This window comes from Synechococcus sp. R3-13 (assembly GCF_047462195.1).
Lineage (GTDB): Bacteria > Cyanobacteriota > Cyanobacteriia > Thermostichales > Thermostichaceae > Thermostichus.
Window position 1 is genome coordinate 1 of sequence record NZ_JANSIO010000469.1, and the last position, 1,481, is coordinate 1,481.

A 1,481-nucleotide genomic window follows, 5' to 3' on the forward strand; every position below is an offset into this window, starting at 1 on the left:
TCTATCCTAACATAAGATCAACACGACCTAGGTTAGGGCACAGCAGGGCAGTGAGCATGGAGATCCTGGCGGTTCTCTTGGGGCTGTTGGCGAGCTTGGGAGGAGGAGCGGGCTATCTGGCGGATCAGACGGCGCGGCAGCTTCTGTTGGATCAGTTGGATCGGGCAGAGGTTTTGGAGGTGCGCATCCAAAGCCAGCCCAATTACCGGCTGCTGAATGGCCAAGCGGATCGCCTGCTGATCGCCGGTCGCGGGCTCTATCGAGCGCCCTTTCCCCGCATCGAGCTTCTGGAGCTGGAAACTGATCCGGTGGCAATTGACCCCTCTTTTTTCCAGGGGGCTCCCTTGCGCCTGGCGCGACCTCTGCAAGCGGCGGTACGGGTGTTGGTGCGGGAAGAGGACTTGAATGCTGCCCTCAACAAGCCAGAGGTGCTCCGCCAGTTTCAGGATCTCCGGGCCGATCTGCCTTTTGGGGGAGCGGGAAGGGAAGCTCGCCGTTTTGATCTGCGTCAGCCTCGAGTCGAGTTTTCGGATCCCAGCCGCATTCAGCTCTCTGCCCTCTTGGTGGAGAAAGACGGCGGTACTGAGCAAAAGGACTCCGTCCCGCTAACGCGAGCGGTGGAGGTGGTGTTTAACACCGGGATCCGCGTGGAAGAAGGGCGCAGCCTAAAGCTGGAGAATCCGGAGTTTGTGATCGGTTCTGTGCGGGTTCCCGATGAGATCTCAGCAGCGTTTTTGGGCGGGCTCAATGAGGTGCTTGACCTGCAAGAGCTGGAAGAGATTGGGATCCTGATGCGGGTGCTCAGCCTAGAGATAGAGCCTGACCAGTTGCAGGTGATTGGGTTTGTGCGGGTGGAAGGGTTGGAAAGGACCTCGTCCCGCTAACGGGGATCCCCATTGAGCAGGGATGAGCTCCCCAGGGCTGCGCTCTAGCAGGAGAGCTGCTCTGTCAAACTGGATAAAGATCAGCCAGGCTGGAGATGGGATTATGGCCTTCGATTGGTTTCGCCGCCGCTATACCGACTCTACCGACTCTCCTGGTGAAGCGGAGTCTTCGCCACCAGCCCCCGCGCCAGCCACAGAACCGGCGGAGATCTCCCCGGAAGACTATTTGGCTTTTGCCAAAGCCGCCTATGCCAACCTGAAGGCCCGTGCTGCTGCCCAAGCCCCACCGGCAACCCAGGACTCTGTCCCACCTGCGCCAGCGGAAGGGATCCCTGCAGAATCCGTCCAGCCACAGCCACCGGCCTCGACTGAGGACTCCGGCCCACTTGCCCAAGCAGAACCCCGTGAACCCGTCCAGTCCCCCACTCCAACACAAGAACCAGCATCTCCAGAATCGCCCCCTGTGCAGCCGGCGGCAGCTCCCTCGTTTTTCGATCTGGCTCCCCGTGCTGCTGAGCGTCTCCAAGCCCTGCAAGCCAGCGCCGTGGATGAGCCCAAACCCGAGCCGGTGACTCCAGCCGTTGCTCCCTCTCCAGA

Annotated in this window: 1 protein-coding gene and 1 pseudogene; both read left to right on the plus strand. The window is 60.9% G+C overall.

Going from position 1 to position 1,481, the window contains the following annotated elements; translation table 11 throughout:
* The first annotated feature begins 56 nt into the window (after positions 1-56).
* Positions 57-884, plus strand: a complete 828-nt coding sequence (locus NW856_RS13140) for a DUF2993 domain-containing protein (RefSeq protein ID WP_414400621.1) — start codon at positions 57-59, stop codon at positions 882-884.
* A 103-nt stretch (positions 885-987) separates the two neighbouring features.
* Positions 988-1,481, plus strand: a pseudogene (locus tag NW856_RS13145) (signal recognition particle-docking protein FtsY); the annotation flags it as partial.